General features: G+C 63.1%; 29 protein-coding genes and 2 pseudogenes. 19 read left to right on the top strand and 12 right to left on the bottom strand.

Translation table 11 applies throughout. The features are described 5' to 3' along the window. Nucleotides 1–57: 57 nt before the first annotated feature. Nucleotides 58–1,293: a GGDEF domain-containing protein gene (locus MET9862_RS02070; protein WP_142581449.1), complete on the top strand. Its 1,236-nt coding sequence runs from the start codon at nt 58–60 to the stop codon at nt 1,291–1,293. Here MET9862_RS02070 and MET9862_RS02065 read toward each other — a convergent pair. Continuing rightward, a complete protein-coding gene (locus MET9862_RS02065) occupies nt 1,260–1,502 on the bottom strand; it encodes a hypothetical protein (RefSeq protein ID WP_142581448.1) in 243 nt (80 codons plus the stop codon). The genes MET9862_RS02070 and MET9862_RS02065 overlap by 34 nt on opposite strands. 23 nt (nt 1,503–1,525) lie before the next feature. Beyond that, on the bottom strand, nt 1,526–1,750 hold the full coding sequence (locus MET9862_RS02060; RefSeq protein ID WP_142581447.1) for a hypothetical protein: 225 nt from the start codon (nt 1,748–1,750) through the stop codon (nt 1,526–1,528). A gap of 393 nt (nt 1,751–2,143) precedes the next feature. On the opposite strand from MET9862_RS02060, the gene MET9862_RS02055 reads away from it, so the two are divergent. After that, entirely contained in the window at nt 2,144–2,284 is a 141-nt protein-coding gene (locus tag MET9862_RS02055) for an HNH endonuclease signature motif containing protein (RefSeq protein WP_142581446.1), read from the top strand. Nucleotides 2,285–2,420: 136 nt separating this feature from the next. Here the strand turns inward: MET9862_RS02055 and MET9862_RS02050 are convergent, their stop codons facing one another. Continuing rightward, entirely contained in the window at nt 2,421–3,161 is a 741-nt protein-coding gene (locus MET9862_RS02050) for a sulfite exporter TauE/SafE family protein (RefSeq protein WP_142581445.1), read from the bottom strand. A gap of 9 nt (nt 3,162–3,170) precedes the next feature. Next, complete coding sequence (locus tag MET9862_RS02045; protein ID WP_142581444.1) at nt 3,171–3,464, bottom strand: hypothetical protein; 294 nt, start codon at nt 3,462–3,464, stop codon at nt 3,171–3,173. Nucleotides 3,465–4,316: 852 nt separating this feature from the next. Here MET9862_RS02045 and MET9862_RS02040 point away from each other — a divergent pair. Both MET9862_RS02040 and MET9862_RS02035 read left to right on the top strand, forming a co-directional pair. Then, nucleotides 4,317–5,564 (top strand): HlyD family secretion protein, encoded by a 1,248-nt coding sequence (locus MET9862_RS02040; protein WP_142581443.1) that lies wholly within the window; start codon nt 4,317–4,319, stop codon nt 5,562–5,564. Beyond that, nucleotides 5,546–7,576, top strand: coding sequence for a glycosyltransferase family 2 protein (locus MET9862_RS02035; RefSeq protein WP_142581442.1), 2,031 nt, complete (start codon nt 5,546–5,548; stop codon nt 7,574–7,576). Before MET9862_RS02040 ends, MET9862_RS02035 begins: the two co-directional genes overlap by 19 nt. Before the next feature lie 403 nt (nt 7,577–7,979). On the opposite strand, the gene MET9862_RS02030 is transcribed toward MET9862_RS02035, so the two are convergent. The 3 genes from MET9862_RS02030 to MET9862_RS02020 all read right to left on the bottom strand — a co-directional run bounded on the left by MET9862_RS02030 (nt 7,980) and on the right by MET9862_RS02020 (nt 10,566). Beyond that, nucleotides 7,980–8,435 (bottom strand): carboxymuconolactone decarboxylase family protein, encoded by a 456-nt coding sequence (locus MET9862_RS02030; RefSeq protein ID WP_142581441.1) that lies wholly within the window; start codon nt 8,433–8,435, stop codon nt 7,980–7,982. 43 nt (nt 8,436–8,478) lie between these two features. Beyond that, nucleotides 8,479–8,745, bottom strand: a complete 267-nt coding sequence (locus tag MET9862_RS29915) for a nucleotide-binding protein (protein ID WP_244612522.1) — start codon at nt 8,743–8,745, stop codon at nt 8,479–8,481. 1,056 nt (nt 8,746–9,801) lie between these two features. Beyond that, the gene (locus tag MET9862_RS02020; protein WP_142581440.1) at nt 9,802–10,566 is read right to left on the bottom strand and encodes a GntR family transcriptional regulator; all 765 of its coding nucleotides are present in this window, start codon (nt 10,564–10,566) and stop codon (nt 9,802–9,804) included. Between the two features lie 165 nt (nt 10,567–10,731). On the opposite strand from MET9862_RS02020, the gene MET9862_RS02015 reads away from it, so the two are divergent. From MET9862_RS02015 to panB, 6 genes are all read left to right on the top strand, one after another. Continuing rightward, nucleotides 10,732–12,147 (top strand): MFS transporter, encoded by a 1,416-nt coding sequence (locus MET9862_RS02015; protein ID WP_142581439.1) that lies wholly within the window; start codon nt 10,732–10,734, stop codon nt 12,145–12,147. 118 nt (nt 12,148–12,265) lie between these two features. Next, complete coding sequence (locus MET9862_RS02010) at nt 12,266–13,057, top strand: sterol desaturase family protein (protein ID WP_142581438.1); 792 nt, start codon at nt 12,266–12,268, stop codon at nt 13,055–13,057. A gap of 84 nt (nt 13,058–13,141) precedes the next feature. Then, a complete protein-coding gene (locus tag MET9862_RS02005; protein WP_142581437.1) occupies nt 13,142–13,531 on the top strand; it encodes a hypothetical protein in 390 nt (129 codons plus the stop codon). A 26-nt stretch (nt 13,532–13,557) separates the two neighbouring features. Beyond that, on the top strand, nt 13,558–13,776 hold the full coding sequence (locus MET9862_RS02000) for a hypothetical protein (RefSeq protein ID WP_142581436.1): 219 nt from the start codon (nt 13,558–13,560) through the stop codon (nt 13,774–13,776). After that, nucleotides 13,773–14,069, top strand: a complete 297-nt coding sequence (locus tag MET9862_RS01995) for a DUF6166 domain-containing protein (protein WP_142581435.1) — start codon at nt 13,773–13,775, stop codon at nt 14,067–14,069. Before MET9862_RS02000 ends, MET9862_RS01995 begins: the two co-directional genes overlap by 4 nt. Nucleotides 14,070–14,157: 88 nt before the next feature. Further along, on the top strand, nt 14,158–15,057 hold the full coding sequence (gene panB, locus MET9862_RS01990; protein WP_142581434.1) for a 3-methyl-2-oxobutanoate hydroxymethyltransferase: 900 nt from the start codon (nt 14,158–14,160) through the stop codon (nt 15,055–15,057). Between the two features lie 345 nt (nt 15,058–15,402). Here panB and MET9862_RS01985 read toward each other — a convergent pair whose 3' ends face one another. Continuing rightward, nucleotides 15,403–15,924 carry a DUF1993 domain-containing protein gene (locus MET9862_RS01985; protein WP_142581433.1) on the bottom strand — a complete coding sequence of 174 codons (522 nt, stop codon included), beginning with the start codon at nt 15,922–15,924 and terminating at the stop codon, nt 15,403–15,405. A gap of 325 nt (nt 15,925–16,249) precedes the next feature. Then, nucleotides 16,250–16,864: an FMN-dependent NADH-azoreductase gene (locus tag MET9862_RS01980; RefSeq protein ID WP_142581432.1), complete on the bottom strand. Its 615-nt coding sequence runs from the start codon at nt 16,862–16,864 to the stop codon at nt 16,250–16,252. Nucleotides 16,865–16,952: 88 nt separating this feature from the next. On the opposite strand from MET9862_RS01980, the gene MET9862_RS01975 reads away from it, so the two are divergent. Beyond that, nucleotides 16,953–17,348 carry a winged helix-turn-helix transcriptional regulator gene (locus MET9862_RS01975; protein ID WP_142581431.1) on the top strand — a complete coding sequence of 132 codons (396 nt, stop codon included), beginning with the start codon at nt 16,953–16,955 and terminating at the stop codon, nt 17,346–17,348. A 90-nt stretch (nt 17,349–17,438) separates the two neighbouring features. Here MET9862_RS01975 and MET9862_RS01970 read toward each other — a convergent pair whose 3' ends face one another. Then, nucleotides 17,439–18,320: a helix-turn-helix domain-containing protein gene (locus MET9862_RS01970; protein ID WP_306438886.1), complete on the bottom strand. Its 882-nt coding sequence runs from the start codon at nt 18,318–18,320 to the stop codon at nt 17,439–17,441. 22 nt (nt 18,321–18,342) lie between these two features. Beyond that, nucleotides 18,343–18,882, bottom strand: a complete 540-nt coding sequence (locus MET9862_RS01965) for a carboxymuconolactone decarboxylase family protein (RefSeq protein WP_142581430.1) — start codon at nt 18,880–18,882, stop codon at nt 18,343–18,345. Nucleotides 18,883–19,555: 673 nt separating this feature from the next. Here MET9862_RS01965 and MET9862_RS01960 point away from each other — a divergent pair. The 8 genes and pseudogenes from MET9862_RS01960 to MET9862_RS01925 all read left to right on the top strand — a co-directional run bounded on the left by MET9862_RS01960 (nt 19,556) and on the right by MET9862_RS01925 (nt 25,074). After that, nucleotides 19,556–19,975, top strand: coding sequence for a ribbon-helix-helix domain-containing protein (locus MET9862_RS01960; RefSeq protein ID WP_142581429.1), 420 nt, complete (start codon nt 19,556–19,558; stop codon nt 19,973–19,975). 76 nt (nt 19,976–20,051) lie between these two features. Further along, nucleotides 20,052–21,346 (top strand): annotated as a pseudogene (locus tag MET9862_RS01955) (extracellular catalytic domain type 1 short-chain-length polyhydroxyalkanoate depolymerase). A gap of 1,144 nt (nt 21,347–22,490) precedes the next feature. After that, on the top strand, nt 22,491–22,700 hold the full coding sequence (locus MET9862_RS01950; RefSeq protein WP_142581428.1) for a cold-shock protein: 210 nt from the start codon (nt 22,491–22,493) through the stop codon (nt 22,698–22,700). A gap of 104 nt (nt 22,701–22,804) precedes the next feature. Next, nucleotides 22,805–23,173 carry a DUF6481 family protein gene (locus MET9862_RS29910; protein WP_142581427.1) on the top strand — a complete coding sequence of 123 codons (369 nt, stop codon included), beginning with the start codon at nt 22,805–22,807 and terminating at the stop codon, nt 23,171–23,173. A gap of 44 nt (nt 23,174–23,217) precedes the next feature. Then, nucleotides 23,218–23,415 (top strand): hypothetical protein, encoded by a 198-nt coding sequence (locus tag MET9862_RS01940; RefSeq protein WP_142581426.1) that lies wholly within the window; start codon nt 23,218–23,220, stop codon nt 23,413–23,415. A 20-nt stretch (nt 23,416–23,435) separates the two neighbouring features. Continuing rightward, on the top strand, nt 23,436–23,642 hold the full coding sequence (locus MET9862_RS29905) for a hypothetical protein (protein WP_142581425.1): 207 nt from the start codon (nt 23,436–23,438) through the stop codon (nt 23,640–23,642). A 263-nt stretch (nt 23,643–23,905) separates the two neighbouring features. Continuing rightward, on the top strand, nt 23,906–24,142 hold the full coding sequence (locus MET9862_RS01930) for a hypothetical protein (protein ID WP_142581424.1): 237 nt from the start codon (nt 23,906–23,908) through the stop codon (nt 24,140–24,142). A gap of 356 nt (nt 24,143–24,498) precedes the next feature. Further along, a pseudogene (locus MET9862_RS01925) lies at nt 24,499–25,074 on the top strand (tyrosine-type recombinase/integrase). A 274-nt stretch (nt 25,075–25,348) separates the two neighbouring features. Here MET9862_RS01925 and MET9862_RS01920 read toward each other — a convergent pair. Further along, nucleotides 25,349–26,233 (bottom strand): SDR family oxidoreductase, encoded by an 885-nt coding sequence (locus MET9862_RS01920; protein ID WP_142581423.1) that lies wholly within the window; start codon nt 26,231–26,233, stop codon nt 25,349–25,351. Between the last annotated feature and the right edge of the window lie 85 nt (nt 26,234–26,318).

Below are 26,318 nucleotides of genomic sequence, written 5' to 3'. Positions count from 1 at the left end.
GACGCTACCGGCAGCACCGATACGGGTGCCGGTATGCGGCTTCGATGAGGCGGTCCTGTGCATGCGACGGCGAACAGCGCAACCTTCCTGCTCGTCATCAACTTTTCCATAGGGCTGTCGTTCGCGGTCGCCTTCCTCGCTCTCACATGGCGGTCCAGTGTGCAGCTCGGGGGGTGGTGTGCGGCAGGCTTCTTCGCGGCCGCGACCACGGTATCGGTCGAGGCAATGGCGTCAACGATTCCGTCCGTGCGTCTAACCTCCACAGCTTCGTTCGGTTCGTTGATGCTGGCTATGACAGCCATTACCGCTGGGCTCGTCCGTCATTACAGACCACAGGCATCCATCAGTTGGCTCGCCGCCATCCTAATTGCCGCGGTCCTGCTCAACGCTCTCGTGATCTTCGACCTTCGACGCGGCAGTTGGGAATGGGCGTTGGGCTACCAAGGTCCCTTCTCGCTTATGCTCGCCATCGGTGCCGGTTTCGTATTGCGAACGTCGCCGCGGCGCCCTGTCGACCTTGCGCTTGCCGCGGTGCTCGGTCTCAGCGCGATCCAGTTTACCCTGAAGGGTGTCTTGGCCGGGATTGCCGGCGGTGGTCCAGGCGTGCGGGACTACGTCGTCAGCTCCTACGCATTCTATTCGCAAACGGCCGGGGGCATCCTGTCGCTGCTCCTTGGGCTATCTCTGATCGGACTGGTCGTCGTCGAGGTGATGGCGGAGACGCGCTTGCGCCTACAGCAGGACGCGCTCTCAGGCATCCTTAACCGCGCCGCCTTCCTTGAACGGGTGCCGGCCGTGCTTCGGTTGTCGGCCCAACGACCCTCAGCTATCATTCTCGCAGATCTGGATCACTTCAAATCAATCAACGACCGTTTCGGTCACGCGGGCGGGGACGAAGTCATTCGATCTTTCGGCGCCAATCTCCGCGCGTACTTCGGAGACGATGCACTCCACGGCCGCTTTGGCGGCGAGGAGTTCTGCATCTTGGTTCCAGACTGCGGGCCAGCAGCTGCGCGCGTACATCTTGAGGCACTGCAATGGCTTGGGCGGCAGAACCGATATGCTTTGTTGCCGACTGATACCGTGGTGACCACAAGCTTCGGCGTCGCGTTCACCACTCACGATGAACCGTTCGATCGAGCGCTGCATCGCGCAGACATGGCATTGTACGCCGCCAAGGCTGCGGGCCGTGACGGCTACCGGTTCGCTCCCATAGCCAGCAGCACCGATGCCGAGCTGTCATGCGTTCGCGTTGGAAACTATCCTCCAACCGCCACACGCTTGATGAGCTGACGGATCGAGCCGCCGCGTTGGAGGTCGTCGCCGATCATGTGCACGATCGCGTTCCGGCCCGGCACCTGGTCGCGGTCGACCCATGGACCGTGGACTCGGCCCGCGCCGAGCTGCCGAACCGGGCCGGTTCCACCGGGGGGAGCCTTCGCCATCACGCCCGCGCCCATGGTGTTCATGCGGTCGAAGGTCTCCCGGCCGATGACGTCCACGGCCGACCCGCTTCAGGACCAACTCACAGGCATGAGGGTCCGGGGACGCGATCGCGGTTCGGTACCCCATCCGTGACAAGGCCACCGGTCGCCATGCCGGGTGCGACCGAGGCTCCGGCGAACGCGCCGACGATGCTGCTCAACCGTCCGCTGCCGCCGCTGGCAGCGCTGCTACCACCCCCGATGAGGTCGCCGAATAGGGCCTTCAGGATCTCGTTCGAGGCGGCCTTGCTCGCGATCTGAAGCATATATCGTTGAGGATCGGCGTGGCGACGGTCTTGAAGGCGTCCGTCCCGCCCTATGGCGAGGGCTTTCAGCGGACCTCGGCGCGCCGGCTTCACCAACCTGCGGGCCGGCTTCGTCACCTCGGCGCTCCAGGCGGGCGGACCGTCGGCTATTCCACCTGCCGCGGCCTGATGGTGGAGCAGGTCGCATGCGATCGGTGCTCCCGCAGCCGGACGCGGATCAATGCCTGAGGCGCCCCTGCCCCGTGACCGGCTCGACCTGTGGTCGCTGAGCGACGTCTAACGCGCCACCTTCGAAGTGCTGCACGAGGCCGGCCCGCAGCTGCCGTTCGCGATCGCGGACGCACGGCCCCGGGTCTCGCGGTCCTGATCCACCAGCCCTTCCTGCGCCGCCAGATGTTCGCCGACCACATCGTGGAGCGGAAGGACGGCGGCGCGGCCCTCGACCTGGCGAACGGGCAATGCCTGTGCGGGCAGCATCACTCGCTGAAGACGGCATACGAGATGGCGAAGCGGCAGGCTGCCGAACGCGCGTGATCGGAGCCTGACGCTGGGTACTTACTCGAAAGGTCCGAGATGGGTGGGTAGCAGCGGTTCTATGATGACAAGGCGCATGTTGGATTGAGCGCGGAGTCGCCTATCAGAGGCCGGAATCGGCAGGGTGAGAGCCTAGCTACAAGGACGTGGCGATCATGCGCACGGCCGAAGCCAGCAGCAGGGCCGCCAGCAACAGCCGCATGGTGCGCGGGCGGAGGTGGCGCGCTCCTAACCATGAGCCAACCAAACCACCGCTGCCGACACAAGCCAGCCAGAAGGGTAGAGCCGCCGGCAGTGCAGGCATGGTTGCCCATGCACCGGCGAGTGCGGCGGCTGAGTTCATAAGGTTGAAGGTCGCCGAGATCGCGGCTGTTTGCCGTGTGTCGGCCCAGCCAAGCGTCAGGATCACAGGGGCCAGGAAGATCCCGCCACCGACGCCAGTCACACCCGAGACCAACCCGATCACTCCACCCGTCAGAAGTGCCGCTCGGAAGGGCGGCGGGTGCAGCCCTGCTTTGTCAACGGCAGTTCGCGCTCCCCGGAGCATCTGGAACCCCGCCGCCAGCAGCAGCACCCCGACCACGGGTTGGTAGGTTGCAGCCGGCAGGTGCAGCGCTCCACCAAGCAGCGAGAACGGCAGGCCCAGGACACCAAAGGGATAGCAGGCCCGCCAGCTCAGCAGCCTCGCTCGGTAGAAGCGGATGCAGGCCAGCGCTGCCACCAAGATGTTGAACGCAAGGGCGGTGGGCTTGATCGTCTCGGAAGCGAACCCCACCAGCCCCATCAGCGCGACGTAGCCGGTGCCGCCTGCTTGGCCCACAGCCGAGTAGAGCGCGGCGACAACCGCGATGGCAGCGGCAAAGGCAAGGTCGGGCATCGGCACAGCTTACCATGCGCCTTGCCATGTCCGCCTCCTATCAACTCCGGTCATTGCGAGGGGCAAGCTCGCGAGCATGGCCCAGGGCGCGACCTGGTAGAAGGCCCGGCTGATCAGGCCGACCAGCACGGGCACCAGCACGGCGGTCACGGCCTGGCCGAGCGCCACGATCCAGTCGCCCCAGGGCAGGACGATCGCGGCGGGCGGTGCGGTGACGCCCTCGGCGAAGGCCGCGTGCGGGATCGCGAACGAGGACAGGACGCAGGCGAGCGCCAGCGCCGCGAGGAGTGCCTTGTGGGTCATTTGAAAGTACCTCTGGGGTTGGTTTAAAGTGCTCGGCGAACCCGGCCGACCCGGGACACAATAAAACTCTAGGTAAACGGGAGGCCTGCGATGGCGCGATTCTATGCGCTCGGATGCCTAGATTGCGGCGTTAAGCGATGGGTTGGGCATAGCTCGAAAGATGGCACAGGTGGCCACCTGTACACATCGGATGATATTCAAATATGGTCATTCCTCCGAGCGCACCAAGGACACCATCTGATCTTCAATGATGATCAGGTCCTGCGACTGAAAGATCTCACAGATGGCGATATGACTGCAGAGGATAAAGCCATTCGCTTGGTCGGTGGTGGACTGTAGATTTTGGGATCTAGCTAGCGCCGGTCTTTGCTCGGCCTTGGGATCCGTCCGCAATTCGGCATGAGGCTACAAAGGCCAGGATCAAAATCCAATCAGCTTGGCCGTACGAGAGACTGCTTTCGACCGAGCAGACTCCGGAGTGACCGCCGATCGGAGCTGGAGCTGCCCAACGAAGCTGGTCAGCAGAATGTCCGCAAGCGAAAAAGCTTAACTCAAAGTATCACCATGGCGATGCCATGTGTCTCATCAAGCTGCAGCCGGGGGACGGCAGGGTCAGCTCCTGGAAAAGTGTTTTCCAACTGGTGCCCTGTCTGCCAGCCCTCGGAAGGGGCAGAGGGAGTACGATCGTGGTCAAGGATGGGGGGATGAGCACAACCAGTGGGTGTAAATGGCAAGGATCAAAAATCACAGGTTGAGCGTTCAGCTTCCTGCCGCTCCACGGGCGTCTCGTGATCAGCAAGGTCTCGAAGCAGCGGAGCACCGCCTCGCCATGACGGGTACGGATGGGGGAGAATGTTCTGGAACACGCGCTTCGTCCGCATCGGCGTGGGGCTCGCCCTCCTTGCGACCGTCGTGATCGTTCTGCTGCCCGGCTTTACCGGCTATACGAGTCTCGACGGAACCGTGAACGCGCGGTTCGCACTGGTCTCGGCTCCGATCGAGGGCGTGGTCTCAGATACCCCTCCGAAGGTCGGCACGGCCTTGCCGGAAGGGACCAGCGTCTTCTTCATCAACAACGACCGCATCTCGCGCACGGCCGAAGCGCAGCTTGACGCGGATCTTGGAGCCGCAAAGGAGCGGCTGCAGGCCCTTGAGATCCAGGCCAAGGATCTCTCCGCGCTCAAGGCGGATCTGGTCACCCGGCTTAAGGAGTATCAGCAGGCCAGCATCGTCGGCGTGCAGCAGGAGATCATCATCCGCCAGCAGCGGATCAGCACTGCGCAGGCCAACAAGGCGTCCGCGGAGGCCGACCTGGCGCGCAAACAGACACTCGGCGCCACCGGCGTGGTGGCAGGCAGCTCAGTGGAGCAAGCGCGGGCGGCGTCGGTAGCGGCCACGAGCGAGCAGAACATTGCCAAGGCCGAGCTGGAGCGGCTGCAGCGCCAGCTCGACGCGCTCAAGCGCGGTACCTTCGTGGGAGAGGGTCGGAACGATGTGCCTTATTCGCAGCAGCGCACCGATGAAGTGACCATCCAGCTCGCCAATGTCGAGGCTCAGATCCGCACGGAGAAGGCGCGCATTCAGCAATTGAACGGTCAGCTGCATCTGGAGCGGGCGCGCAACGACAGGCTCTCCTTCGCGGCCGTGCAAGTGCCCTTCAAGGGCGTGATCTGGCGCAACAACGTGGTGGCGGGCTCCAACGTGGTCGTCGGCAACGAGCTGATGCGGTTGCTCGACTGTCGCGACCTGTTCGTCGACATCCTCGTGGACGAAGTGGATTACGATGAGATCAAGCCCGGCGACCGTGCCGATGTGCGTCTTCTTGGCACCTCGGACGTCATCGGCGGCCACGTTCTGTCGGTTCGGGGCTCGGCCGCTGCCGTCGAGGAAGTGGTCCTCGCCGCGCTGCCCCCGAAGAGCCGCGGCAAGAACGCCCGCATCCGTGTCGCCCTCGATCCGAGCGACATGCAGATCGACTACGCGAACTTCTGCCAGGTCGGACGCACCGTCCAGGTGCGGTTCGCCCGCTCGTCATCCCTGCAGACGCTCGCGGATCCCGTCGTCAACTGGGCGAAGAGCCTGTGGTTCAGCATCTCCTAGACCAAGAACTCTGGCCACTCGCGCCGACGTTCTTCGTTGCGGGCATCTTCTTGATCTTCATCGCGAACTGGCCGCGGCAGCGGAGCTGGGCGCGCACGCTCGCCTGCGTCTTCGTGCTTGCAGTCGCCCTCCGCTACCTCGTCTGGCGCCTGCTGCACACCGTGCTGCCCTACCCGGCAGACGGGAGCTTCGGCTTCATCTGGACGTGGTTCGTGTTCTGCGTCGAGCTCGGCGCCTTTGCCGACATTCTGCTCTTCCTCGTCATCATGAGCCGCACCGTCGATCGCAGCGCTGAGGCCGACCATCTGGAGCGGGCCTTCTTCGCGCGCGGCGCCGAGGAACTGCCGACGGTCGACATCTTCATCCCGACCTACAACGAACCGCTCGACGTGCTGGAGCGGACCATCGTCGGAGCGCTGGCCCTCGACTATCCGCGCGACCGCTTCAAAGTCTACGTGCTCGACGACAAACGGCGCGACTGGCTGCGCGCCTACTGCGAGGAAAAGGGCGCCATCCACGTCGTCAGGCCGGACAACGCCCACGCCAAGGCCGGCAACATGAACAACGGCCTCAAGGTCTCCTCGGGCCAATTCGTGGCAATCTTCGATGCCGACTTCGTCCCTTATCGCAATTTCCTGCGCCGCACGCTGCCCTTCTTCACAGATCCAACGATCGGCATCGTGCAGACGCCGCAGCACTTCTTCAACAAGGATCCTGTGCAGGCCAACCTCGCTCTCGAGAAGGTCTGGCCCGACGAGCAGCGCCTGTTCTTCGACGAGATGGCTGCAAGCCGCGATGCCTGGAACGTGAGCTTCTGCTGCGGCTCTTGTTCGATCGCCCGTCGCACCGCGCTCGACGCCATCGGCGGTTTCCCGCACGACTCGATCACCGAGGACCTGCTCACCACGCTGGCTATGCTGAACGTGGGCTACAAGACCCGATACCTGAACGAGCGCCTGTCGATGGGCCTCGCGGCCGAGAACCTGAAGGGCTACTTCGTACAGCGCGGCCGCTGGTGCCGAGGCGGCATCCAGACGATCTACCTGCACAACGGCCCTCTGCGCGGGCCAGGTCTGAGCCTGTTTCAACGGGTGATGTTCATCCCGCTCTCCTGGCTAATGCAGTATACGGTGCGATTCGTGATCCTGATTGTGCCAGCCGTGTATCTATGGACCGGGGCGGCGCCGCTCTACTTCACCGGCACACAGGACATCGTCTTTTACCAGCTCCCGGTGCTGACCGCCTACTTTTTGCTCATGGGCTGGCTCACGCCGACGCGCTACCTGCCGCTGGTATCGAGCGCGGTGGGAACCTTCGCGACCTTCCGCATGCTTCCCGTGGTGGTCTCCAGCGTGATCAAGCCGTTCGGCGTCCCGTTTCGGGTGACCCCAAAGGGCAGCGGCAACGAGGAGAACGCGTTCGACGCCTACACCTTCTTCTCGATCGCTTTCTGGATCGCCGTGACGCTGCTGGGGCTCATCGTCAACATCGTGCCGGAATGGTCGCGCATCGGCGAGGGCGAGTTCTCGGTGGTCTCAGCCTACTGGGGGACCCTCAACGTCCTGGTCCTGATGATCGCCGCGCTGATCTGCTTCGAGAATGCGCGCCCGCTCCTCGACAGCTTCTCCACCGACGAGCCGGCCCGGATCGAGATTGGGGGAAAGCACGTGCTGCGCGCGCGCGTGATCAGCCTGTCCCTCGACGGCGGGGTCGCGGCCTTCACGGAGGATCCCGGCCTGCGCTACGGTGAGCCGATCCGGATCGAGATGGAGCGGTTCCCGCACCTTGAGGCGACGGTCACAGGCACAAGTCGCGAGCGCCATCGTGGACCGGTCTGTGCGAGCTTCTCATACCACCTTCAGGGCGACCTCCGGGACACGATGATCGTCCGGCTCTACACAGGCGAGTACTCGCAGGATATCCAAGCAATCGATAAATCAGCGATCTTCGGCGGCCTCTGGGCGCGCCTGTTTGGCCGAAGCGATCGCGATCTTCGCAGAAGACCGAACTGAGTTGTCATTGTATTTTAAAAGAATAGCTCGCATTGTCATCCACGCGAAGAACATGATCCGCACTCATTTAGCGGACAAACAGCATATATCTGCTTAAAATCCAGATGAAACCGGCACTGCAAGGCCGCAAGGCAATACATTCAGCGAGGCGCGGGATTGACTTTGAAAGAGTTTCTTTGGACTTGCGGCTTGGAGGACTGCTGCTGGCGCGATCGTGTCCGTCGCCACCCGAATGACCATCAGCCGCTTTCCGCCCTTTACAGACCCTCAGGAAGTTCGCTGCTCGGCAGATTGATGGATCGCGCCCCACGACCGCTGAAGATGGGAAAGCTTCCGATCTGCCTATCGCTTGGGAGCCCGGAAGGCTGCCGTTGCCCCAGCAACGGCCGTGCTGAGCAGGAGTTCAGGCCTTCGCCGCGACCGGGAGCCGGAAGGGCGCTCCGAGCCGATTGAACGCGTTCATCGCCGCAATGGTGATCGTGAGATCCACAAGATCCTTTGGCGTGAAAGCCGCGCTTGCGGCCGCATAGGCCTCGTCGGAGGCGCGTGTCTCGCTGACCAGCGTGACCTCCGCCGCCCACGCGAGCGCAGCGCAGTATTGGTCGGGGAACAGGTGCGGCACCTCGGCCCAGACCGGAACCAGGGCGACCGTCTCAAACGGCATCGTCTGGAGGAGGTCACGGGTGTGTCGGTCGATGCAATGCGCGCAGCCATTGATCTGCGACACGCGCAAGAAGACGAGGTGGATCAGTTCGTGGGGTAGGTTGGTGCCAGTGGTGATGTAGTGGTGGATGCCGAAGAGCGCCTTCGCACCCTGCGGTGCCACCTCGTTCCAGACCAGCCGTTTGTTCTGGCTCATGACGGATCCCAGTGCTCGGAACGCCGGAGATCGACGTTCGAAGCTATGACGAGCGGGCCGGCCGAGGTGTGACATGCCCGTCCGGATCGGCGTCGATCACGGCGACCTGGTCGCCTCGCTGCGCGAAGGCGTCGGCAACGCCGATGACCCGCGTCGTTTTCCCGACGCCCCCTTCGTGTTGCACACGCTGACGTCCGCCAGGCTGACCTCCAATTTGGGCATTTGCGCTCTTGCGCAAGACACCGTGCCCCCAAGCGGCCAGAGGAGCGTAAACGCAAGCGACCAAATGACCAGAAAGGCCTTTGGTCATCTACTTCCACCTCGGCTCGCGGTGCGATCGCCACGGCGGCGGCCCAGGCTTGGTGCGCCACGGCTGATTCGACGCGGTCGAGCAGATTGCCTCTGCGAATCAGTGGAGGCTCGATGTCCGACTTGGCAAGGAGCGGTCTACAAAGCGCCCATTTCGTCGGCGGCAACCGCCATGGCGAGTTGGCTAACGGCGGGTGTCTCGGCCAAGCTGCTTCCTATGTGCTTACCGGCGCCATATCTCGGCAAGTGAGCACAGGGCTAAGTAGTGGTGCCGCAAGAGGGATTCGAACCGCCGCCCCCCTCATTACGAATTAGCGGGCCCGAAACAGGAAAGCGTTGGACTCGGACGGAGGGGACAGGAATTTCCCTACTACCAATGCGACTTAGGTCCAGATGTGATTGGCTCGAGTTGGATAGGCTTGGATCCACCTCCCCTACTATGACCATACTAAACCGGCGCGCCCGAAAGGCGGCCTGCTCTGAAGCCAGCCTCCGATCATCACCTCACCGGCTGCCGCCAGCGGACTGGTCCCTCCGCCGTGCTGATCGAACTTCAAGGTCCCGAGCGAGGTCGTAGCCGAGCATGGCCGACCGCCGTGAGCGAGGCGCACTTTTGGTCTGTAGCAAGCCCTCGAAACGTCCGCTTCGGAGCGTCTGAGGTACCGCCTGGCGATCGATGCTGGCGGGAAGCGGAATGGCTGCTTCTAAGCTAGGGCTTCAGCAAAAGCGGACGGATCCTCACCTGTCTATGCCCAGCATGCTGCCGGCTGTCACTGCTTCCCAAAAGCGATCACGAGTTGAGGTCGGGACAAGGTGGGAAGCATGCATTTGTTGGTCCTGATGTGATTTATCGCTTCGTAGCCTTGAGCCGACGTTAATCAGCTGAACTGAGCATCACAAGTGCATCGGGTTCGATATCGCAGAGACTTAGGGGCCAGCTGCACAGTGTTTCGTGCTGCAGCGGTTAAACACGAAACTCACACAATATGCTGGCATGGGGACCGGATCAGCGAAGTCGAAGGTCAGCAGGTACTTTCAGGCGATTTGCTCCCGGACTCTACGTGTCGAGTGTTTTGCGTGCGAAACTCTCAATGTAATCGATTAGACGGTCCGATGCCGCCTCCGCGGCTTGCGCATCCCGCTTGGCAACGGCTTCGCATACATCGGCGTGCAGGGTCGCACTCAGCGGTAGATCGGCGGCCTGCTTGTAATGCTGGTACCAGAAGCGCCGCGACAGCCCGGCCATGTTAGCGAGTGCGCGCACCGCGAACTCATTGCGGGACGCGGCCGCGATTAGCTCGTTGAACTGGCTGTCGAGACGCATGAAAGCGAGGTCGTCGGCCGCCGCGGCCGCTTCTCGCATGTCTTGAGCAAGGCTCGCGAAGACCTCGCGCTCCTCCGTGGTGGCTCGCTCCGCGGCGAGGCGGGCGATGAGGCGCTCTAGGACGCGACGTGTCTCTAAGAGCCGGAGTTGGGTGCGAATGTTGATCTCGGAGACAAGAATTCCGCGCCGAGGCATCACTACGACCAAGCCGTCGCGGGCGAGGCGCTGCAGCGCCTCGCGAATCGGCGTGCGCCCGATCCCGAGCCGTTGAACCAGGTTCTGCTCTCCGAGCACCATCCCGGGCGGCAGGGCGAGCGTAGTGATCAACTCCTCCAGCTGCTGGTAGGCCTGCTCGGTGAGCGAGAGGTCGGGCAGGTCGCCCCGATCCGAGGCCTGGACCGGAGTTTGACCGGGCGCCTCGGCCACGGACTTGCGCGCCCGTTTCCGGCCACGCGCCCCTTCTCGGAGAGCAGAGGTCTTGCCGGTCACGAAGTTCATCGTCCCCCCAACGCTGCTGCCGGTGTCCTGAGTACCACGCGGAGCCGACAGGCACATGGCCTGCCCGTGGAAGATCCTCAAGTGAGCACCTATTGATATATCTTGCGCATCTCATGCATATCCGACATGTTTCTCACGCAGATATAATATGCCAGGGAGGCAGACGTGGTAGGGCAGATCGCCATAGGAGCCGGCACGGTCGTGCCTGAGCAAGCCGCCGAGGTCGCGACGGTACGTGCCTCGCGGGCGATGGTTGCGGCGCGCCTGGAGCGCCTGCCGATGACGCAGTTCCAGCGCAACATCTTCCTGATCATCGCGACCGCGTGGTTCTTTGACTCGATCGACCTCGGCTCGCTCACCTTCCTGCTCGGCTCGATCAAGACGGAGTTCGGTCTCTCGACCGCTCAGGCGGGCCTGCTCTCCAGCATGAGCTTCATCGGCATGTTCCTCGGGGCGGGCATCTCCGGCATGCTCGCCGACCGCTTTGGACGGAAGGTCGTCTTCCAGGTCAGCATGATCTTCTGGGGCCTGGGCAGCGTCTGGTGCGCTTACGCGCCCGACGCGACCGCGCTCGGCTACGCACGCCTGCTCCTCGGCTTCGGCATGGGCATGGAGTTCCCGGTCGCCCTGGCCATCGTCTCGGAGTTCCTGCCCACCGCCAATCGAGGGCGCTACCTCGCGATTATGGAGGGCTTCTGGCCGCTCGGCTTCATCGCGGCGGGCTGCCTGAGCTACGTGCTGCTGAGTTATTTCGACTGGCGGGCCGTGTTTCTGGCCCAGGCGATCCCTGCCTTGTTCCTTTTCGTGATCCGGTTCTTCGTGCCTGAGTCGCCCCGCTGGCTCGCCGATCGCGGCCGCTACGAGGAGGCGGACCGGGTCATGAGCGAGATCGAGGCGAAGGTGGAAGAACGCCTTGACGGCCGCGCTTTGCCGGAGCCCGAGCCCCTGCCGGAAGCGGCGCGCGGCGAGCGGCGCTTCTCGTTCCTGGAGTTGTGGAGCCCGGGCTATGCCAGCCGTACCGTGATGATTTGGCTGACGTGGTTCTTTGCGCTGCTGGGCTTCTACGGCCTCACCACCTGGCTCGGCGCGTTGCTCCAAGAGGCCGGCTACAGCGTGACGAAGTCCGTCGTCTACACGATCCTGATCTCGCTGGCAGGCGTGCCAGGCTTCATCACCTCGGCCATCCTCGTTGAGCGCTGGGGCCGCAAGCCGACTGCCGTGCTGATGCTGCTCGGCAGTGCGGTGGCGGCCTACCTCTACGGACATTCCCCGAGCTTCAACTGGCTCATCGCCTTCGGGCTGATGATGCAGTTCTTCCTGTTTGGGATGTGGTCGGTGCTCTACGCCTACACGCCCGAGCTGTACCCGACGCGGTCGCGTGCGACGGGAGCGGGGTGCGCTTCCGCGGTCGGCCGCGTCGGCTCGCTGATCGGCCCCTACGCCATCGGCATCATCCTGCCCACGCTTGGCCACGGCGGCGTCTTCGCGCTGGGCGCCGGATCGTTTGTGATCGCGGCCGCGAGCGTGGCTTTTCTCGGCATCGAGACTAAGGGCCGTTCTCTGGAGGCGATTTCCGACTGATAGGGGAAGTGGCGCCACGTCTGGGCGCGTTCGCGCCCAGGCGGCCGGCAGCGCATTTCTCGTTGCATTCTGATATATCAGCGGTATCCTAAAGCTATCCAAGATAGGAGGAGACGCCATGGAACTCGCAGCCACGAGTATGAGCGAGCGGCAGCGCGCCTACCGCGCCAACTACCGCCAGCGGGTTGCGGGCTGGTACAACGGCTTCCTGCACATCGCGATCATCTACACGATCGGCCTGACCGCCTTGTACATCTACATCTCAAACATCCACGCACCGAGCTGGCTTGAGCTCGCCGCGGTGCCGGTCGTGTTCATGTTCTGCAATTTCTTCGAGTGGTGGCTGCATCGCTACGTGATGCACCGCCCGTCGAAGAATCCGATCGCGCGTGCGGTCTACAACCGCCACACGCTGCAGCATCATCAGTTCTTCACCGACCACGAGATGCGCTTTGCCGACCACAAGGACTACCGGGTGACGTTCTTTCCGCCCTACGCCCTGGCCACCTTCACGCTGATGTCGATCCCCGGCGCGATCGTGCTCGCCAACGTGTTCACGCCGAATGTCGGCTGGCTGTTCATCACCACCACAACGAGCATCTACCTGATCTACGAGTTCATGCATTTCTGCTGCCATGTCGACGACAACTGGTTCGTCCGCAACATGCCGTTCATCAACACGAACCGGCGACACCACACGGCCCATCACGATCAGTCGATCATGATGGAGCGCAACATGAACCTTACTTTCCCAATCATGGATTGGCTGTTCGGCACCTCGGACCTCAACCGCGGCCTGCTCGGGACGCTCTTCAACGGGTACGACACGCGCCATGTGAAGACCGACATGCGCAAGACCTCGCGCACGCCTGGCTCATCCGAGACCGGCGCCATGCAGCCCGCCGAGTGACCCTGACACGCCAACAAGTCCCGCGGCGTCCATTCGAGGTCGCGGAGTTAAGCACAAGCCAGCAGGAACATCGAGGAGGAAGGCATGAACATGATCGAGCCGAACGTGGCGGCCCTGCTCTGGTTCGGCCTCTTTGCGGGAGTGGCCAGCACCGGGTTCTACGTTCTGACGGGCATGTTCCCGCTAGAGACGCGGCCTGACCTGAGAAAGAGGCCTCTCGGTCTCGCTCTGATCACGGTCAACGTGCTGCTCCTGCTCGCCCTGATCGGCGGCAGTGTGGCCTACGGCGCGGCAAACCTGCGCTGGACGAGCCTCGTCATCGTGAGCGGCTTTGCCCTGCTGTTCGCGCCGGGCCTGTTCAACGTCTGGCCCCAGCGCTGGCGCGACGGCGTGGCCGGCCTCGCCATCGTGCTGGCAAGCGTCGGCGCAGCGCTCGGGCTGCTCCAACACGTCGGCTCGGTTTTCAGCCTCTGACACCAAGCAGTTCCGGGAGGGAACAGATGCCGTTTCCGATCAAGTTCGGCCTGTCGGTGGCCGTTGCCTTGGCGGCGCTCGCTGGCTGGTTCTACATGGGCTACCTCGGTCAGACAGGTCCGCAATGGGCCGTCGCATTTCTCGGCCCCTTCATGGTGGTCAGCCTCTGGATCTTCCCCGAGGTGATGCGTACCCGCTCCGAGGGCCGCACGCCACGCCACCAGCTCAGGGAGGCGCGCTCGTGAACAAGGTCTATGTCGGCGACCGCACCATCGACGGTATCGTCGTTACGGTGGACGGCGAGCCGCTCGCCGAGCACACGGACAAGAAGTGCTACACCCGCAATGGCTTCGAATGGAGCTACGAGGGTCCTGAACCCTCGCAACTCGCCTACGCCATCTTGGTCGATCACCTTGGCGACGCCGCCCGGGCGGAGCGACTCGAGCGCGCCTTCATGCGTGACGTCGTGGCCAACTTCCAGAACGAGTGGGAGATGAGCTCGGCCGACATCGACCGGGTCCTCCAGCGCCTGGGCTAGGCCGCACTGGATCTGCGGCGCTTTCCAAAGAAATCAGCGACAGGCTGTCTTTGCCGCACCGAGAACTTACCTGGCCTTAGGAGCAGAGATGAGCACGGCTGCTGGCACCGGCGCAGGCGAGGCTGCGCGCAAGGTCGAGAAGCGGACGATTCTCGACATTCGCTCGGCCAAGCGCACGGGCGAGAAGATCGCCTACATGTCGGTGCCGGACTACACTTCCGCTCGCTGGGCCGAGATGGCGGGCGTCGACGTGGCAGTGGTCGGCGACAGCCTGGCAATGGTCGCGCATGGCCATGCCAGCACCATCCCGGCGACCATGGACATGATGATCCTGCACGCCCAGGCGGTGCGCCGCGGGGCGCCGAACACGTTCGTGCTCGGCTGCATGCCCTACCAGAGCTACAACACCGTCGACCGCGCCCTGACCAACGCTTCCCGCTTCATGCAGGAGGCGCTGTGCGATGCGGTGAAGCCCCAGGGCGGCCGGAGCCAGGCGCACATCCTGAAGGCACTTGTCGATGCAGGCATCCCCACTGCCTCGCATATCGGCCTAACGCCGCACACCATCGCGAATTTCGGCGGCTTCAAGATTCAGGGCCGCACAGCGGAAGCCGCAATGAAGATCCTGGAGGACGCGCTCGCCATCGAGGATGCGGGCTGCTTCATGCTGGAGTTCGAGGCTGTCCCAGCCCCCATCGCACAGCTGATCTCCGAGCAGCTCACGATCCCGACCATCGGGATCGGCGCCGGCGCCGGATGTGACGGGCAGATCCTGCTCGCCTACGACCTGCTCGGGGTCTTCACGGATTTCAAGCCGAAGTTCACGAAGCGCTATGCTAATCTTACCGAGGTCGCCGTCAGCGGCATTCGCCGGTATGTCGAGGAGGTCAAGGCCGTGACCTTCCCCGACGACGATCACTCCTATCGAGTCGATCCGGCCGAGTATGACAATTTCTGCTCTCTTGTGGAGCACCGTAAGCAGATCTGACGCCAGCTGCTACTCTCCCATTGGGCATAGTCGGCAACGGACGTCTATGCGGCACATCAAGCGAATGTCCTGTTTGCAGGACATGCCGTCCCCTTGCGAAAGGTCTGATTCAGGTCTTCTCGTGGCGCGATCTAGACCCGATGCCAGCGCTGTCCTGATGTCTGCTTCCAGGATGCGACCGCAGGCCGCTGTACTGCGGCGATTGAGCGCAAAGCTGGACATCAGCCTCCAGATATCGAATTTGTCGAAGCGGGCGACCAGCCGAGAACCATATATTCAACAGCTACTATTACGCTATCATTGTCCTTGGCTGTGACTAGAGAGGCAAGCCTCGCTTAACTACAGTCAGGAGGAGGTCTCGTCGAAGGGGCCGAGGTAGTCACGTTTGCCGACGGACACGCCCTTGTGTCGGAGGATGTCGTAGGCCGTGGTGACGTGGAAGAAGAAGTTCGGCAGCGCGAACTGGAGGACGTAGCGTTCGGCGGGAAGCGTCTGCTTGCTGGTCCCGCCACCGAAGGTGACCGGCCGCGCCTCGCTGCCCTCAAAGGCGGGGGGAGGTAGAGTGCCCAGATAGGTGATAGTCCTCGAACAGCGCTCCCGCAGTTGGTCGAAGGTAGTCTCATCGTCCGCGAACGACGGAGCTGAAGCACCGGTGAGGCGCGCACCGCCGAACTTCGCGGTGTCAGAGGCACGCTGCACTTGGCCGGCCAACGTCAACATATCGGGCGCGAGCCGTGCCTCCACATAGGACGCAAGTGGCTCACCGGTCTCGGATGCATGCGCCTCCGCCTTAGCAAGTAGGGTCGAGAGGATGGTCAGGCCGCGCGTGAATACTGGGACGGAAACATTGTATAGGGATAAGGACATACGCATTCCGTCCGGGTTGAGCGTCGTGTTTGAGCAGAGCGATTCCGGCGTTCGGCTCGGACGCGGAGATTTCGGTTGCCGAGCACTCAACAGACACGCACGGGTCTTGTGAGATCTGAGGCCAACGTGACGTGCGATTCATCACACTGCGACTGGACACCAATCATGACGGGGCCTGTGGTAAGGCAGGCCGTCTGACTTTCGGCTTCAAGGCGATGTCCCGAAATTTCGGGGCCGAAACATGGGGAACGATGCCATCGTCAAGACAGGCCGCCCGTCTGCCCGGCGGATTGCCGGACCGCGGCCCGGAACGGCGGGATGCGATCTATGCGGCGAGCTGCCCGATGGCGTCGCGGGCCGCGGCCATTGCATGCGCCTTGTTTTGCTCGCCGGCCGCCAGACCCTCGACCAGTATGAACTCCGGGGAAATGCCCAGGAAACCGAGAACTGCACGTAGGTAGCTCTGTGCGTGTTCCACCGATACCATCGCCGTCTCCGGACCGTAGAAGCCGCCGCGGGCAAGCGCGACCACGACGCGCTTGCTGCGCATGAGCCCTTCCGGACCACCCTCGCCGTAGCGGAAGGTCTTGCCGGGCACCGCCAAGCGGTCGATCCAGGCCTTGAGCTGCGAGGGGACGCCGAAGTTGTACATCGGCGCGCCGATTACCACGATGTCGGCCGCGAGGAATTCGTCGAGGAGCCGGTCGCTGGCATCGCGCCGAGACTGACCATCGGCGTCGAGCTCGCCCGCCTGGGCGGACCGCGGATGCGCACTCGGCAGGGCCGCGAGCGTTAGATGCGGCAGATCCTCCTCAGCGAGGTCGTGGTAGATGAGCTCGGCTTCGGCGCCAGCAGTCAGCTTCCGGACAATCAGGGCCGACAGCTCGCGCGAGACCGATCCGGCCCCGAGGATGCTGGTATCGACGTGCAGGAGTTTCATCTCGGAACCCAGTTCTCCTTTGTGACCGCGAGATGATATGATATGGGCTGACCGCCACAAGACGGCACATGTTTGATACTGAGGTTACATGGATGTGACCGAACCCGTCGTTTCACCCTCCTCGGACTGCCGCAGGGCCTCTCAGATCCTGGCTCGTATAGGCGACAAGTGGAGCGTGCTCGTGATCATGCTTCTGCATCGTGGGCCGCACCGTTTCAGCGAGTTGAAGCGCAGCATCGGCGGCATTTCGCAACGCATGCTGACGTTGACCTTGCGAAACTTGGAGCGGGATGGCCTCGTGAACCGCACCGTCACACCCTCGATACCGCCTCGTGTCGATTACGAGCTAACCGACCTGGGCCGCTCGCTCGCGGAGCCGGTAAAGGCGCTGGGCGCCTGGGCTTTTCAGCATCTGGACGCCATCGGCGCCGCGCAGGCCCATTATGATACCAGTACCGGCTCCGGAACTGCCGCCCCGCCCTGATCGATTTGCCGGTACCATCCCGCCGCTTAAGCCCGTCCGATCCTGGCCTCTCGCTGCATGCCGGCGCGGCCCTGCCTACCTGTGAGCGGTTCATGGCGGGGCTGCCTCATCGTCAGGGCGCAGAGAGACGGAGGCGACGTGCCGCCGCTCAGTCTCCTCGTCCGCCGGCATCATGCACTCCAAGCGAAACTCCTGAGCCGCGACCGTCTGCGGGGTGCCGACGGTCGTAACCAGCGAGAAGTAGCTCCAGGTCTCGTCGTTCTTGCTGAAGGTCAGCGGGATCAACGGCGACGCGTGCTCGTGATCTGGAACGGTCCGGCGCGAGTCTGGACCGGCTCGCCGTTCGAGATCGTCCAGGAGTTCGCGGGTGCCCGCGTCTATGAGGCCGCCCAAGGCTTCGCGGCGGACCCGAGTGAGCAGCATGCGCGATGTCCTCGGCCAGTCGACGACGAATGGACGAAGTCCGTCCGGGTCGAAGATCAGGCGGAGAAGGTTGCGCGGTGTCGGGAGTGCAGCCAAGTCGACGAAGCGGCCGAAGAACCGTGGAGCCGCGTCATTGGCCATCATCACGTTCCAGTGGCGGTCCATGACCACCGCTGGATAGGGCTCGTTCTGCCGCAACATCCGGCGCAGGGCCACGTCGATGCGCGCCAGGGACGGTGTATCCAGCGCCGCCACCGAGTACCGCGGTGCGTGGCCGGCCGCGAGCAGGATCGTGTTCCGCTCGCGCAGCGGCACATCGAGCGCCTCTGCGAGGTCGATCACCATTTGCGAGCTTGGCCGACTGCGGCCGCGCTCAACGAAGCTGACGTGTTTCTGAGAGACGCCCGCTTCGAGCGCCAGGTCGAGTTGCGACAGACCGCGCAGGTCGCGCCATTGCCGCAAAAGGATACCAGCCGAGCCGGGGCCGAGCGCTCCCATGGTTGAGGATGGCATGATCGGCCCGTCCTTCCGTCGTACCTGCACCGGCATCACGCACGTCGCGCGGCTAACCCTATGCTTGGACACTGAACCGTGACTCAAGCGGTGGGTTCGTCACATTCGCGGTGTAGTTGGTGATGGTCGAGGCTGCTGTGACGGCGATGACCTCCAGCAGCTGCTCCGGAGTAAACCCTGCGTCGAGGAACGCGTCGCTGTCCTCCTGAGTGAGCTTGCCCCGCTTCTCGATCAGGGTCCTGGCGAGCCTCGAGACGGCCGTGAGCTTGGGCTCGCTCGGCACGGTGCCTGAACGCACGGCACTGACGTCAGAGAGATCGATCCCCTGCTCCAGCGCCAGTGCGCTGTGAAAGGCGACTGCCCAATTACTTCCATTCGTGACAGCATTGGTCAGTAGCAGCACCTGGATCTGCGCCTCGGTGAAACTGCCACCGTGTACCTTGCCGAACAACGCGATGAGGCTCCCGATCAAGACGGGAGACGTGGCCATCGTGCCGGCGACGTTCGGGAGGAATCCGAAGGCGGTACGCAGGGCCTCGACGGCCTGCCGGGACGCCTCAGGCGCGCTGTCGACGGTTTGGATTGGGAAGCGGGACATGGTGAGCGCCTAGATCCGGAGAGAGAGGATTTCCGCCAGATGGCCGGCGGTGTCCTCCCGGTGTCACCCTTCGACAGCGCAGTCTCAACTACCTCTGAGGTGATCAAGGTCGAGCAATATCGTGATCGCCCGACCTAGAGCGACGCGTTTGAGACCTGCAATCCGACCTGAGCTGACGTCCGCTGTGAAGATAGCAAAGACGTCTAACGAATGGCCGTAATGGAGCGTAGAGCCGAAGGTCCGGTTTCGGGCTGACCACCGATTTCCGCTTATGGCGCATAGCTGAACGAGTGGCGTGCGAACTCGTGACCCATTGCGGAGATTCAGGGTGAGGCCGCCGAAGGTCCGGGTGGGGTCGGAAGCGGCAGTTGGCCTTACTCCCAGCAGAGGACCTTCGGCTTCGCGCCGATCCTGGCCATTCGGAGACCTTTGTCGCCCTCTCCAAAGCAGACCTCGGCTCAAGCCCAGTCACAGACTGTGGGTAAAGCCTTGTGAGTGCGCCGCCGCCCGCCTTTCCGAGACTGCTCGTCTCGGATGTCACTGCCCCCTGGGTCGCCTATCTGGAGAGGCCGCGGTCCCTGGTCAGTGGAGGGCGAGAGCCTCACCCTTGTATGTTCATCGCGGGCTACCATCTCCTCACCATCCAGACGGATGGTTATGGGATGGCTTACAGATGGCCGGCAACGTTCACGACCTTCGGCCCAAGACACCTGAGAGCGAGAAGCTCACGATCAACCTCGGCTTCGTCGATCTCGGTCGCATCGACCTGCTGGTTCGGGACGGCTTCTACTCCAACCGCGCCGACTTCATCCGAACGGCTGTCCGCAACCAACTCGAGCGGCAAGGCGATGCGGTGCAGCACTCCGTCGCCCGCAAGCAGCTTAGCCTTGGCCTTTCTCACTACACTCGGCAGGATCTGGAAGCGGCGAGAGACGCCAGCACTCCGCTCCACATTCAGGTTCTCGGCCTCGCCAGCATCGCCTCTGACGTGACGCCTGAACTCGCCCGCGCAGCCATTGCCTCAGTTCAGGTGCTCGGCGCCTTTCACGCCAGCCCAAAGGTCAAGGAAGCGTTGGCCGATCGTACAGCCTGATCTCTAGCCCCAACCCATCCGCGCTGACGGTCAGCTCCGCTGCGCCGACGCGACGACTTCATCCAGGATCATGATAATGAACGCGCTCCCCAACATCGACATGGCTGAGGTGACCCGTCTCACCCGCGCTGGCCAGTTCACCGAGGCCATGGCACTGCTTCAGGGACGCTCAGCGTCTACCAAACCGCGGTGGCGCCCCGTAAGGTTGCAAGTCACATTCGCAGCAATACGGACCAATCTAGGCCGACGATCGACATGGTGGCGCCTCCAATGCCCGGAGGCGCTTGGACCGCGCCCGGCTTCGGGACGGGGACGGCCGGCGAGGCACTCTCTGGTCGAGCAACCGCCTCAGAGCGCCGAGGCCTTGCAGAGACGCTACGGTCCCTGCGTGAGCGCTTCCCAAAGATGGGCCCGCTGCCCAGCCTCGGCGAGGGCATCGGATCGCCGCAGCGTTCCCGGATCCCGGTGCCCGAGGGTGCGCGATACGAGGAGCGGACCTTCTCCAACGCGGCAGGCAGCCGGAACTACAAGGTCTACGTCCCAAGCGGCTATACGGGCCAAGCCCTTCCTCTTGTCGTCATGCTGCATGGCTGCACTCAGTCGCCAGATGACTTCGCTGCCGGGTCGCGCATGAACGAGCTTGCCGAGGAGCAGACCTTCTTGGTGGCCTACCCGAGCCAGCCGCAAGCGGCCAACATGCAGAAGTGCTGGAACTGGTTCAACGCTGCCGATCAGCAGCGCGGCACCGGCGAGCCCTCGCTGATCGCTGGCATTACGGGTGAGGTCATTCGGGAGTTCTCGGCGGATCCGGCCCGGGTCTACGCTGCGGGGCTATCAGCCGGCGGCGCAGCTGCGGTGATTATGGCGATCACTTACCCCGATTTGTTCGTTGCAATCGGCGTCCACTCAGGACTTCCGTACGGCGCAGCCAAGGATATGCCGTCCGCCTTCGCTGCCATGAACGGGGGTGGGATAACCCAGCCGCGGGGATCGTCCGCCGTAGTCCCAACTATCGTCTTCCACGGTGATGCCGACCGCACCGTCAACCCCATCAACGGCGACCGCATCATCGCGCAAGCCGAGCCTGCGGGTGCATTGGGCAAGGTCGTCAAGCATGGGCAGAGTGCAGGTGGCGTGACCTACACCCGCACCGTGCAGTCTGACGGTTCAGGTGGAGAGGTGCTGGAGCAGTGGGTTCTGCACGGGGTCGGGCATGCTTGGTCCGGTGGAAGTCCGAACGGCAGCTACACGGATCCCCTCGGTCCAGACGCCAGCCGCGAGATGGTGCGCTTCTTCAAGGCCCACGCGAGCACAAGTGACATGACACAGCAACCAAACAGGGGGGTGCTGTCACGATCGGCCGAGCAGTAGACGGCGAAACCAATCTTGTCCGACCGAGAGAGTTGAATGGACCTAGAGGTACCCGGCCGAACCGTGAAGGCTGGACCACCCTCCTGGCTGACCACGAGGCCGTAGGCTGAGCGGTTGTAGATCCGCCGAGTGCAGCCCGCAGCGGTCTCGCTCGCCCATCCACTGATAAGGCCAGCCTGACCCGCTCTCGGCTCAGCCAATGCAACCAGCGCTGCAGCCAAGCATTAGGCTGAGGCAGCCCGACGAGGATATCGAAGGATATCGTTCATCTCGTCGTGCGGCGGGCGGGCCGGGCCCTTGCTTCACACTCCCGGTCCGCTTGCCTCCATGGCGGCGACCCTGCCCGTGCCGATTGACGAGACACAACATCCGACCGCGCCAGCTTTGCACAAGCTGATCAACGATGTCGCCTCACAACACCACGTTGGAGAGGGCGCAGGCAGATGTCGCACTGTTTGTCAGGCGTCCGGCCAAGCGAGATCGCCTCTCAATCTCAGACCGGGACAGATCTCCGACGCATCAATCCGCGAGCAAAGCGGAATGGTAAAAGCGGTAGCTTGACCAACGCCCATGCCAGCAGAACGGCAAGCACGGTGAAGATCGCGATCACGGAATTGAGCACGCAGCCCTCTCAAACGATCGGCTCGCCTTGCGCAGAAAGCCAAGTGCGGCCAAGGACCTGATATGGCGCTTCGAACACGGCGAGACTGTGGAGGTCGGCTACTCGGTTGCGCGGCCTTCAGCGTCGTCAATCAGAGCGTCGGCGCACGGATCATCAAAGGCGCCTCAACATCGATAGGGTGCACAGCTCGGGGGGAAGCGTTCCGAGACTCATGCGCAGTCGAAGAGAGCCAGCGTCTGGCTTCCATGAGAGTCCAAAAAATAAATGACAGCCGTTTCGCCTTCTATATCAGCCAGATGCGCCGCTGAGAGACTCGAAATTCCAGAAAATTCTGGCCGCTTGGTTGTGAATTTATTTCTGACGTGTTAGATTTAGTGATCGATCTTTGGCCAGACATCCGGCCGTGCCGCCCATTCGGGTGCGCAGTCTGCATCTCTCCCACATTTCGACGGCCAACCTCCGAGCGCGTGCAATGCATGCGCTGGGCTCTCTTCGATTGCCTACCGAAATACGGAAATACCTATGAGCATTGGCACCGTTAAGTGGTTCAACGACACCAAGGGCTTCGGCTTCATCCAGCCTGAGGACGGCAGCAAGGATGTGTTCGTGCACATCTCGGCCGTTGAGCGTGCCGGCATGCGCAACCTCGTTGAGGGCCAGAAGGTCTCCTACGAGATGGAAACCGACCGCCGCACCGGCAAGCAGTCGGCCGGCAGCCTCCAGGCCGCTTGAGCCCTGCTCGTCAATCACTGACGCGTTCGGAGCCGCTCCCCATGGGGCGGCTTCATCTCTTTGTCGTCACCAGCGCGACGCCATGGTGAGCATAAGGAATTTACGTGGGTCAATTCAAAACCGACCAGCTCGTTGATCGACTTGAGGCCGCTGCGAAGGCGCGGCGGGCCACCATTGCCCGGCTTCGGGCACGCCCCGCAGCGAATGACCCGGCCGTTCTCGCCCGGCAGGCTGCAAGGTGGGCCATCGTTCAAGCACGAGAGGTTCGCGCTAACGAACGGGAGGCCGCCCGCCTAGCCGCCGAAGCTCAGCGCGAAGCTGAGGCCCTTGCAGCGAGAGAGCGAGAGGCTGCTGAAGCTGTTCGTCTGGCTGCTGAGAGGGTCGAGCAGCAAGCTGCCCTCGCCGTCGAGCAGAAAGCCGCACGCGACGCGCGCTTCGCTGCCCGCAAGGCCAAGGTGAAAGCGCGTCGATAGCTTGCCCACCTTCCGCACAGTTCATGGCTCACGGAGGACGATGGATGTCTCACAAGTTCAAGATCGGCCAGCGTGTCCGGCTGGTCAACGTCGTACACGCTGACTCCAGAAGCGCGTTAAGCGACTTCTTTGAGGTGGTTCGCCTGATGCCTGAGGATCGCTCAGGCGAGCCGTCCTACCGCGTGAAATCGTTAACTGGCGAGCGCGCGATGCGCGAGGGCGAGCTCATTCTCGCGTCCTGAGCACTGGAGAGGTGATCATCATGACTGAGGCCGTACCTCGTCCTTACTCCATCGAGGTCTCACCTCTGATGAAGCCCGCAGGGCATTTCGGCTGGGCAATGCGCAAGCACGGCAAGCTCACCGAGCGATCAGATCGGCCGCACGTGAGCGAGCAAAAGGCGCACGAAAGCGCGCTGGCCGCTATGGAGCGGGATCTAAACCCAGCGGCTGCCCTACGGCGGCGCTGATCTATTTACCGGCAATGGAGACATTCGCGAAACACTTTCGACGCCTGACGCTCGGGGGAGTGGTCGCGAGGGTGACGGTCACGGAAGGTCGGCCGACTCTTTTGGGCATCCAACCCATCCGAGTTGCCGGCCATCACCACTTCGATAAGATCAATCAAATATAAGACGCCCGCCCCCCTGCCGGGTCAATCTATGATGATGCAAGTGGAAAGGAATTCCACCGTGGTTTTGGTTGGCGCGCCCACTCTGTACACGATCAAGCTATGATTGAACCGAACCAAACTGCCCTCATCGTGAAGGTCACCCGCGCTGATGCCGAGATGCCGACGGGCCAAGTTACCGTGTTCTACGCGATCATCGCCGAGGATGCGGAAAGCGCAGTCCGGTTGGTCAAAGAGGCTGTGAAGGACGATGCTGAGGTCGAGCTTACCGAGGCACGGCTATCACAGGACACGGCGCAGATGATCAGCCTGACTCCAGGCTATGCACGAGCCCTCTGAGAGGGCCTGCGGGTACAATCTGTAGGTCGAATTCCAGCGCAAGACTGATCCGGCCTCAAGGTGGGACTTTGGGGGTGCACCTGGGTGATGGCAGCGGTGTGAGCCGAACTGGGAGGTCCACTTAGCTCAGTGATTTGCCCGAAAGCCGCCGTTCTACCTTCGGCCATGAGCAGCCAAAGCCAGCCCAACGTACTGCCTGGAAGCGGACCTTTCCTGACTCCGGAATGGGTCGCGAGCAGTAGTCCAGGCCCGCCGGCTCCATTGTCGGCTTGTGCTGCAGAGAGCCGTCATTCGACATTAGGCTCAGCGGCAGCATCGGATTCCTCATGAGAAGCTCCTCAACTCAGGAGCCAGCCATGCCCGAAGTCGTTGCCGTTCCCTCAAGCACGCGTGTTCCCTGGAACTGCGGCCGTATCGTCGGACCCAAGCCGCCGCTGAAGCCGAAATACATCTGGGCCCTGCGCACGCGCCTCCAGCTCGCCAACCGCACCCGAGACCTTGACCTGTTCAACCTTACCGTCGACAGCAAGCTGCGCGGGTGTGATCTCGTTGGCCTGCGCGTGAGCGACATCTACCTGGGCGACGCCGTGCGTCTTCGAACGACCGTCTGCCAGCGCAAGACCGGCAGGCCGGTTCCGTTCGGGATTACCTAACCGACGCGCGAGGCTCTCGCGGCTTGGTTGACTGCGCGCAGGTTGAAAGCCGGCGACTGGCTGTTTCCAAGCCGAAGTCGACTCGGAGAGCATCTTACGACGCGGCACTATAGTCGGCTGGTACACCGGTGGGTTGCCCTGATCGGCCTGGACCCTTCGGCGTTCGGCACGCACAGCCTGCGCCGCACGAAGGTCGCGCTGGTCTACAAGCGAACCGGCAATATCCGAGCCTGCCAGCTGCTCCTTGGTCATACCAAGTTTGAGAGCACGGTTCGCTAACTCGGCATTGAGGTTGACGACGCACTGATCCTCTCAGAGCAGACCGAAATCTGAACCGGGCGCCGCGGTCGAAAGGGCCGCGGTGTACCAGTAGTATGATCGCCCCCAGGGTGCCGAATGACCCCTTGCGGATATTCGGGGCGCTGCCGCTGAAGGTCCGGATGGGGTGACGACCGGACCCTGGCCTTGCGCCCCGGGGCAGACATCCCGCCATAGGCACAAATTCGCTGCCACGGGCGATTTGTACAGCTCCCGGGCGACAGGGTCTTGCGGATCAATCCTTGAGTGCTGCCTCAATTACCGATGTGGTGGAGGTGGTCGGCCGCCCGATGAGCTTGCTGAGTTGGCGGCCGTCATCGAAGAGGGCCCCCTTCTCTGCGGCAGCATCTGAGTTTGCCAGAAGGCCGGCGAAGGCTTCAGGTAGTCCTGCGCCTATCAGGGCAGCCTTAAATTCCGCCTCGGGCAGGTTCTTGTAGGCAACCGGCTTGCCCGAGGCCTGCGACACAATTTCGGCGAAGCTGGATAGCGTGTAGGCTTCGTCGCCTGCCAATTCGTAGATGCGGCCGCCCTGGTCGGTGTCGGCTGTCAGCACGGTGCTCGCGGCCGCCGCATAGTCGGCCCGCGCCGCCGAGGCGATCCGGCCTTCCCCTGCGCTACCAAGCATGACGCCGTGGGCGAGTGCGGGCGGGATCGAGGCTGCATAGTTCTCTGTGTACCAGCCGTTGCGCAACAGGACATGGGGCACCCCCGATTCGGCGAGCATCGCCTCGGTGGTGCGGTGTTCCTCCGCGAGAGCCAGGGGTGACGTGTCGGCACGTAGGACGCTGGTATAGGCGATCAGGCGGACACCCGCGGCCTTAGCGGCGGTAATGACGTTCCGGTGCTGGACGACGCGTTGGCCGACCTCGCTGGAGGAGATTAGCAACAGCCGCTCGACACCCTCGAACGCCGCGGCGAGCGTGCCGGGCTTTGCATAGTCGGCCGTGCGTACCGCGATGCCGAGCCCGGCCAGCTTCCTGGCCCCTTCGCTTCCAGCGTGGCGGACACCAGCGATCACCTGGGCGGCGGGCACGGTCCGGAGCAGGGCTTGGATGACGAGGCGCCCAAGTTGGCCAGTGGCCCCTGTCACGAACAGACGTGTGTGCGATGAGAGCGTCATAGGGAAAAATCCTAAGCGGTTCGTTTTTCGCACAAGGTCTATAACTGAGACCTTCACTGCCTGTAAGGAGGCAGGTTCTAGGACC

The organism is Methylobacterium symbioticum (assembly GCF_902141845.1).
Lineage (GTDB): Bacteria > Pseudomonadota > Alphaproteobacteria > Rhizobiales > Beijerinckiaceae > Methylobacterium > Methylobacterium symbioticum.
The sequence above is the reverse complement of the archived record's forward strand: the minus strand, read 5'-3'. Positions and strand labels throughout refer to the sequence as shown.